Origin of the sequence: Micromonospora sp. M51, from assembly GCF_018070305.1 — a bacterium.
GTDB classification, from domain to species: domain Bacteria; phylum Actinomycetota; class Actinomycetes; order Mycobacteriales; family Micromonosporaceae; genus Micromonospora; species Micromonospora parva.
In genome coordinates this window covers 1-7827 of record NZ_JAGPXZ010000234.1, presented here as the reverse complement: position 1 = coordinate 7827, position 7827 = coordinate 1, and the positions used below count along the sequence as shown (strand labels likewise).

Below are 7827 nucleotides of genomic sequence, written 5' to 3'. Positions count from 1 at the left end.
GGTCGCGCACTACGTCAACCTGGACGGGCGCACCGCCGCCGCCCCGCCGGGTGGTGTGCCCACCCTGGCGATCTGGGGCGAGGGCGACCCGGCCCGCGCCATCGTCGGCGCGACCAACGTGCACCTGTCGGACCAGTCGCACACCCAGACCGTGTCGTCGGCGGAGTCGTTCACCGAGGTCTTCCGATTCCTGCGGGGCCGCGCGCCGCACACGACGCGGATCGTGCCCCAGCTCTTCGGCACCGCCCTGGTCTCCGGACGCGCCGTGCTCTTCCCGAGCAACGTCGGCGTCACCGGTGCCACGCTTGAGGTCTACCCGGTCAGCCCGCTGACCGGCGGCCGGCTGTCACACCGGCCCGCGCATCGGCTGTCGCTCGGTGGCGACGGCTCGTTCGGCCCGCTCCCGGTGCTCGCCACGGCCCGCTACGAGTTCGCCATCGTGCGCCCCGGCGCGGCGACGCACCACTTCTACTTCCAGCCGTTCCTGCGCTCGGACTCGTTCGTCCGCCTCGCGACCAGCGTGCCGGGCGAGGGCCTCAGCGCCCTGGTCGACACCAGCGACCGGCACACGGCGCTCACCATCCAACGGCAGAAGGAGTGGTGGGGCGACCAGGGCGACGCCGGTGACCGGCTCTGGATCAACGGCAGGGATGTCCTGAACGCGGCGAACACCCCGCGCGCCAAGCGGACGATCGGCATCTTCGCCTTCGACGACGGCAGCGATGGCGTGACGGACCTGACGGCCCCGCTGCCGGAGTTCTTCAGCCAGACCTTCATCACCGGCATGGACGTCTTCATCCCGGCGACGCCGGCACACCTCGGCCTGGTGCGGATCACCGTGGGTCAACGCGGTGGTGGCCATGAGGTGATCAACGTGCCGAACTGGAAGTCGAGCACCGACCGGGTGACGGTCACGGTGGACGACTTCTGACGGCGTCCCCCGGGGCGGCCCGGCCACCTCGAACCGCGAGGATGGCCGGGACCCGCCCGGGGGGTTGTCAGACGGTGGCCGGGACGCGCACCCGCTGTCGTCGTCCGACGGCGAAGCTGACCAGCCCCAGGACCAACCCGACGACCGCCAGGACGACGCCCACCCGGGCCGGCGCGAGGTAACCGAGGCCGGCGGCGATGGCAACGCTGCCCAGGGCGGCGCCGAGGCTGTTCGCGATGTTCATTGCCGACTGGTTGAGCGCCGCGCCCATCAGCTGCGCTCCCGGTGCGACGGTGATCAGGCGCGCCTGGAGGACCGGACCGAGATAGAGGCTGGTCGCGCCGACCAGGAACGCGCCCACGAACAGACCGACGCGGGTCGACGCCACGAGGCTGAACACGGCGATGCTCACGATCATCGCCACGAAGCCGATGACCATGCTGCGCCGCAGGTCGCGGTCCGCCAACCAACCGCCCAGGGCATTGCCGACGGTCATCCCGAGACCCACCGCCACCAGGGCCCACGGCACCGTCGCGGCGGAGAGACCGGTGACGTCGGTGGTGACCGGCGCGATGTAGGTGTTCACCGCGAAGAAGCCGGCGAAACCGACAGCGCCGGTCGCGGCGACCAGCCAGACCTGCGAGGTCCGCAGCGCCCGCAGCTCGGCCGCCGGCGAGCCGTCGACCGCCGCGGCGACCTCCGGCACGACCGCCAGCACCGCCAGCAGGGTGAGCAGGAAGAAGCCGGCGATGACCAGGTACGCCACCCGCCAGCCGGCCGCCTGCCCGAGCCGCGTGATGAGGGGTACGCCGACCAGGTTGCTCACGGTCAGACCACCGAGCACCGTGGCGAACCCACGCGCCTCGTTGCCGGGGCCCATCAGGGTCGCCGCGAGCAGACCGGCCGCACCGAAGTACGCGCCGTGCGGCAGCGCCGCCGCGAACCGTGCCACCAGCACCAGGTCGAAGGTGGGGGCGAGCGCGGAGGCGACGGTGCCGACGGCGAACAGCACGAGCAGCCCGAGGACGAGCTTCTTGCGGGGCAGGCGCGCGCTCAACGCGGCGATCAGCGGCGCGCCGACGACCACACCGAGCGCGTACGCGGTGATCATCCATCCGGCGCGGGCGACCGCGTCCGACGACGACTGCGCGTACTCGTGCGGAAGCAGACCGCGGGCGATGTCGGGCAGCAGCCCCATCGCCACGAACTCGGTCAGGCCGACCGCGACGCCACCCAGTGCCAGCGCGGCCAGTGCCGCCAACCGCCGACCTCTGCTCAACTCGATCACCGAAAAAATTTAGCAACAGCGTTGCGTAATAGGGTGGTGAGATGACTCGCGTCACTGCCGACGTCACCTTCCTGCGCGGCTACAACCAGGCACTGGTCATGGCGGTGGGGCGTACCGCCGGCACCTTCGAGCGCGCCACGGTGGTCGAGGCCACCGGCCTGACGCCACAGGCGGTCTCCAAGGTCATCGCCCGGCTGACCGCCGACGGCCTGATCCGCCCCGCCGGTGTCCGACGTCCGGGCATCGGCAAGCCCGCCGTCGTCTACGAACTCGTCCCGGACAGCCGGTACGCCATCGGCGCGCACGTGGCCCGGCGCACACTGCGGCTCGTCCTGGTCGACCTGGCCGGCACCGTGCACCACTCGGCGGTCAGCCCGCTGCCCCGCGACTTCACCCCGGAGCAGCTCCTCGACGCCCTGGCCACCGGCGTCGACACGATGGCCGGCGTCGGCGACCTGCGGGGCCGGCTCACCGGGCTGGGCATCGGCATGATCGGCCCACTCGACCACGCCAACGGCCTGGTCCGCGACGCCCACGGCCTACGGCACTGGCACGACGTACCGCTGCGCGAGATCGCCGAGAAGCACCTGGGCCTCCCCGTCCACCTGGACAAGGACGTCACCGCCGGGATCACGGCGGAGGCCTGGCGGCACGGCGCGACGTTCGGCGACGCGGCCCTCATCATGGTCGAGTCCGGCATCGGCGCGGGCTTCCGGCTGGGCGGCGCGACCCACCGTGGGGCGCACACCAACGCGGGCGAATTCGGCCACACCGTCGTCGACCTGACCGGGCCCCGCTGCGTCTGCGGCCGGCACGGGTGCCTGGAGATCGTGCACCAGCACGCCGCCGAGGCCGGGGACGTCGCACACGCCGCCCGGGTGCTGGCCGTGGGCGTGGTCAACCTGCTCCAGACCCTCGACCTCGCGCACGTGGTGCTGGCGGGCGCGGACCTCCTCCGGCACCCGCAGACCTACCTCTCGGCGGTCACCGGAGCCGTGCAGGCCGACGCACGGCGTGCGGCCTGGCTCAGCACGAGGGTGACAGTGTCCAGCCTGGGCGCGGACGTGATCGCCGCGGGCGCCGCGATACAGGTCCTCGACCAGCACTACGGCATCCCGGCGCTGGCAGCGAGCTGACCGCCGACCACCGGCACCGCTACGAGTCCGGTGTACCGGTGTCCGTGTAGGCGCAACCGCTGGCCGGGCCCTCGCTGAGCGCGATGACCCTGTCGAGCCGCTCGCGCGCCTGCTGGAGTTGGGTGATCTGCCGCTCGATGCGGTCGCGTTCGGCGCGGAGCATGGCCCGCGACTGCGGTGTGTTGACCTTCGCGTCGACGCAGGGCAGCAGGTCCAGGATGGTCCGGCTGGACAGGCCGGCGGCGTACAGCATCTGGATCAGGCGTACCCGGTCGATGGCCTCGTCGAGGTAGTGGCGCTGGCCGCCACCGCTCCGGGCGGCGGTCAGCAGGCCCTGCTCCTCGTAGTAGCGCAGGGCTCGTACCGACACCCCGGTCTTCGTGGCGAGTTCCCCGATCCGCATGGACCCCTCCCCCGGCTGGTGACGCCAGTCACCCAACCTCGCCCCTCACATGAACGTCAGGTTTCACCGTAGCTCGTATGGTGCTCGTCCCCAACCCGGCCGGGAGCCCGTCAGGCAGGCGCCGCGACGGCGCGGTGCCTCACTGGCAGACCCGCCACTCGCCGTCCTCCTTGACCAGCGTCATCACCTGGCTGAACTGCGCGCCGGTGACCTCCTGGACCGCATCGACGTGGGCGGTCGCGGTGACCCGACCGTTGTAGTTGCTGACGTTCACCCCGGTGATCTCGTAACTGCGGACCTTCAACTGCGCGCCCTGGACCCGGGCGAAGTCCTCCTGCGTCATGGTGTCGCGCACCCGGTCGCACAGCTGCCCGTACGCGCCCGGGTAGTTGCCGGCCTGCACGTCGTCGAGGAACGCCGTCGTGGCCGCCCGGGCCGGATCGACCGAGTCCCTGACCGAGCGGTAGAGCCAGAGGCCGACGCAGGTGCCGACCACGCAGCACAACGCCAGCAGGGCGCCGACGACGATCAGGACGGTTCGAAGCGTCCGGTTGGGCCTCGGGCCGAGCACCATCATCGGCTCGTACGTCATGGCCCGGAGGGTAGAGCCGCCGGACAAGCGGTGCGTCCGCCGACGGACGCCGGTGGTTCAGCCGCCGGCGGCGGACGGCCCCGGCGTCGGTGCACCGTCCGCTACCGCGCGGGCCGGCGGCGTCGCCGCCCGAAGATCCGTGGGTACGGGTAGTGCGCTGCCCTTGATGAACTGGGCCCAACTGGTGTTCCAGGCCGTCCAGCCGTTGCCCGGCTGGAGCCGGACCTCGGTGCCGGTGACGGTGACCAGGTCACCGACCTGGGTGACGCCCATCAGCCAGTCGGCGTTGGCCGGCGAGATGTTCGTGCAGCCGTGCGAGACGTTCCGGTGTCCCTGATCCGACACCGACCAGGGCGCCCCGTGGATGAACTCGCCGCCCCAGGTGAGCCGTTGGGCGTCAGCGACGTCCACCACGTAGCCGCCGTTCGGCTCGCCGCGCGTGTCGAACGTGGTCTGCTGGTGCTTCTCCATGATCACCATCTTGCCGCTGGACGTGGGGGTGCCCCGCTTGCCCAGGCTGACCGGGATCGTGCGGATCAGCTTGCCGTCGCGCAGCACGCGCATCTGCTTGGTGGCGTTGTCGATGTCGAGCGCCACCTGCCGTCCGATCCGGGACGTCGCGGTGCGGTCGGCGTCACCGACGTGACTCCCGCCGATCGGCAGACCCGCCAGGCCGGCCCGGACACTGATGGTCGTGCCCGGCCGCCAGAGATCGCGAGCCCGGTAGTAGACCTGACTGCCGTCGTCCACCCAGGACCACACCCCCGGCTGGGGTGGGTTCGTGGTGACGAACAACCGACGCTGCACGTCGGCGCGGGCCTCGCGGGCGATGGGTGGCTCGAAGCCGATGGTCACTGGCATGGCAGTGCCGTAGGTCCGCTTGTCGGCGATGGACAACGTGCTGGTCACCTGCGGCTTCGTCGACGCCGCCGCAGTGGTGAAGGTGGTGGTGCGGGTGGTGGTCCGCCCGGAGTCGGCGGTGGCGGTCACCATCGCGGTGTAGGTGTGCCGCGGCCGCAGCGCAGCGGTCGGCACCCAGGCCGAGCGGTCCTCCCGTGGCTCCGCGCTGACCAGCGTGCCGGTGTCGTCGACAAGGCGTACGGCGGTGATCTTCCCGCCCGTGACGAGCGGCACCACCTCGGCGCTGAGCGGCACGTCCCGGGACAGGTCGGCGGGCGCGACGGTCAACTCCGGCGCCGGGGCCACGCGCTCGGCGGGGCGGGCGGCAGGCTTCCGCTCGGCGGTGCACCCGCCGAGGACCAGAGGTGTCGCCGCGACGGTCACCGCCACCAGCGCCATGCGCCTTCGTATCCCCATCCACCGTCCCCCGGCCTTCGTGTTCTCCGTGGCGGCAATTCTCTCCGCGCCGACGACGCGGTGCGCTGTTTCTCGGGAATCACGCAACGAAGGTGGGACCGTCCGGCGGAGACGGCCGCCGGTGCGCCGCCCTTTCGTGACCCGCGGGACAACGAAGCGTGATGGTGCCATGGAATGCTGCCGACATGCGGAGAAGACGACGTCCATGGATTCTGCTACCGCTCCCCCTCCTCCTGCTGACCGCCTGCACCCCGGCGGATGAGCCGCTGGTCGCTCTCGCCGTCCAGGATGGCCGACCGGTCGGCGTGCTGGTCACCTGCGACGACGATTTCGCTCAGCTCGGCGTGTTCGAGAACGACCACCCCAACGATGGGTCCGCTCGCCCCCTGGTCAGGTGGAGAGTCAACGGTCCGCCCGCGACCGAGGTCGTGGAGGTCGCTCTGCTGGGCCAACCGCCACAGGGCTGGGAGGTCGCTGACCCTGTCGACCTTCCGGCGGCGGAGGCAGGCATGGACGTGGACGTCGAGCCACTCACCGAACTTCGACCCGAGGTCACCTACAGCGTCAGCGGGTCGAGTCGCCGTGACGCCATCTCGGTGGACTTCACCCTCGCGGACCTGCCGCGCATCGGGCCGGACCAGGTGCTCGCGCCGCACGGACGTGACTCGACGAAGGTCGTCTCCCGGGACACGTTCCTGCGCAAGGCGCGCGACAGCTGCTGACCGGGCCCCGCCGACCGGCCCGGAAGGTGGAGTGCCGCCGCAGCCGCCGATTACAGTTTTTCGAAGAGAGACAGAGAATTGAGATGGAGTCGACATCGAAACGACTCCACAAAGCCGAACAGGCAATCGCTGAGCGCTATTTAAGCGAGAATTAATCGTTTCAGTGGGAAACGAGCAGGGGGCCGACTCGTATTCTTCGGGCTCGGAAGAAAGGTGCGCCCCCATTGATGAATCTCCTATCCACCCCTCGACACCGCCGTTGGGTCACCGCCCTGCTGGTGGTGGGCGTGGCGCTCGCCGCCGGCTGCAAGGAAACGCCGGCCGCTCCTGGCGCGTCCGGCCCGTCCAGCGGCACCGGCACCATCACGCCCGGCCCGGACGCGCCGACGGCCACCGCACCGGGCGGCCCGTCGGCCACAGCGGGCGCCCCGGGCCCGTCGGCCACCCCGTCCGCGCCGGGCACACCGGCGACCCCGGCGACCAGCACCGCCCCACCCACCGCCTCCGGTGGCTGGATCACGGTCGACGCGGCCGCGCAGGCCGCCGCGACGAAGGCGTTCTTCGCCCGCAAACCCAAGCCGGTGACCGGAAACCCGGTCACGGTGCCCGAGTTCAACGTCGGCTGTACGACCAGTCACCACAACAGCGACGACCCGATCGTGCTGCCCAAGTTGGTGGGCGCCTCGCACAACCACACCTTCTGGGGCAACAGGTCGACCGACGCCACCTCGACCGCCGAGTCGCTGCGGGCGTCGAAGGCGACCACCTGCAACTCGCCTGACGACCAGTCCGCCTACTGGGTGCCGACGATGTACCAGAACGGCAAGGTCGTGGACCCGAAGGAGGTGACCGTCTACTACGGTTCCCGTCTGAAGGACCCGAGCAGAACCCAGCCCTTCCCGTTCGGCCTGCGAATGATCACCGGCGACGCCAAGAACCAGGTCGACACCGCGGACAAGCAGGGTAACCATTTCTGGTGTGCCGGCATCGGCGGCGAGATCGGCCGCAGCGCCGACAAGACGTTCCCGGTCTGCGCCAAGACCGCGAACATCGTCCGGCAGATCACCTTCCCGGACTGCTGGGACGGCAAGCACCTGGACAGCCCCGACCACAAGGCACACATGGCCAACGGGGACCACACCGGGGCCTGCCCGAAGAGCCACCCGGTGCCCGTGCCGTCGGTGTCCTTCGTGATCTCGTACCCGTTGAGCGCGAACACCGACGGCATCACCCTCGCCTCCGGCACGTCGTTCTCCATGCACGCGGACTTCTTCAACGCGTGGCGGGACGAGGCGCTCGCCGCACGGGTGCGCAACTGTCTCGACCAGGGCGTGAAGTGCGACTCGGCAGGCAACTTCTGAGCTGACCTGGCCCGGCCGAGCGTCGCGGGTCAGCGGTCGGAGAGCGGCGTGGGGGGCGGGGGGTTGGTGGGCGCTAC

General features: G+C 71.0%; 8 protein-coding genes. 4 read left to right on the top strand and 4 right to left on the bottom strand.

Annotation, left to right across the window (positions count from 1 at the left end):
* The coding region (locus tag KBX53_RS14790) for an alpha/beta hydrolase (RefSeq protein ID WP_210859829.1) at nt 1-931 on the top strand (931 nt) is incomplete at its 5' end.
* A gap of 67 nt (nt 932-998) precedes the next feature.
* On the opposite strand, the gene KBX53_RS14785 is transcribed toward KBX53_RS14790, so the two are convergent.
* Nucleotides 999-2219, bottom strand: a complete 1221-nt coding sequence (locus KBX53_RS14785) for an MFS transporter (RefSeq protein ID WP_036412593.1) — start codon at nt 2217-2219, stop codon at nt 999-1001.
* Between the two features lie 41 nt (nt 2220-2260).
* Here KBX53_RS14785 and KBX53_RS14780 point away from each other — a divergent pair, with 41 nt between their 5' ends.
* Nucleotides 2261-3355 (top strand): ROK family transcriptional regulator, encoded by a 1095-nt coding sequence (locus KBX53_RS14780; protein WP_210859827.1) that lies wholly within the window; start codon nt 2261-2263, stop codon nt 3353-3355.
* A gap of 19 nt (nt 3356-3374) precedes the next feature.
* Here the strand turns inward: KBX53_RS14780 and KBX53_RS14775 are convergent, their stop codons facing one another.
* From KBX53_RS14775 to KBX53_RS14765, 3 genes are all read right to left on the bottom strand, one after another.
* Nucleotides 3375-3758, bottom strand: a complete 384-nt coding sequence (locus KBX53_RS14775) for a MerR family transcriptional regulator (RefSeq protein WP_030337651.1) — start codon at nt 3756-3758, stop codon at nt 3375-3377.
* Between the two features lie 139 nt (nt 3759-3897).
* Nucleotides 3898-4350 (bottom strand): nuclear transport factor 2 family protein, encoded by a 453-nt coding sequence (locus KBX53_RS14770; RefSeq protein ID WP_210859826.1) that lies wholly within the window; start codon nt 4348-4350, stop codon nt 3898-3900.
* Between the two features lie 57 nt (nt 4351-4407).
* Complete coding sequence (locus tag KBX53_RS14765) at nt 4408-5667, bottom strand: Ig-like domain-containing protein (protein WP_247675630.1); 1260 nt, start codon at nt 5665-5667, stop codon at nt 4408-4410.
* A gap of 185 nt (nt 5668-5852) precedes the next feature.
* Here KBX53_RS14765 and KBX53_RS14760 point away from each other — a divergent pair, with 185 nt between their 5' ends.
* Nucleotides 5853-6389, top strand: a complete 537-nt coding sequence (locus KBX53_RS14760; RefSeq protein ID WP_210859824.1) for a hypothetical protein — start codon at nt 5853-5855, stop codon at nt 6387-6389.
* 227 nt (nt 6390-6616) lie between these two features.
* Entirely contained in the window at nt 6617-7750 is a 1134-nt protein-coding gene (locus tag KBX53_RS14755; RefSeq protein ID WP_210859816.1) for a DUF1996 domain-containing protein, read from the top strand.
* Nucleotides 7751-7827 lie beyond the last annotated feature (77 nt).